Raw genomic sequence first — 345 nt, 5'->3', positions numbered from 1 at the left:
AAAAAAAAAAAAAAAGAAAAAAAAAAAAAAAAAAAAAAAAACTTATTCACTCAGCTCACGACGCTGCTATTACGTTCAAGCGTTTCTTTTTTTTTTCACGTACCAGCGACACACTCAAATCTACACCGCGATATACACTCTTGCCCTCCACGCCGCTCTTCCGATCTCGCGACGGCCTGATTCATCGCGCGCCGGCGTACGCGGCGCGTCGACGCGACAAGCCCGGGCCACCGCGTGGCTCGGGCTGTTCGCGCTCGTGCTCGCGCTCGTCGCGCCGCTGATCTCGCAACTGCGCGCAGCCGCATCCGATGACCGCAGTTGCGAGATAAGCGGCGCGACGAGCGA

The 345-nt window shown here is 55.1% G+C and carries 1 pseudogene; it reads left to right on the top strand.

From position 1 onward, the window contains the following. Positions 1-345: pseudogene (locus G3N99_RS41550) on the top strand (hypothetical protein); the annotation flags it as partial.

The sequence above is a fragment of the Burkholderia sp. Ac-20392 genome (assembly GCF_017104585.1).
GTDB lineage: Bacteria > Pseudomonadota > Gammaproteobacteria > Burkholderiales > Burkholderiaceae > Burkholderia > Burkholderia lata.
Note: the sequence above shows the minus strand (reverse complement) of the source record. Positions and strands in the feature narration are given on the sequence as shown.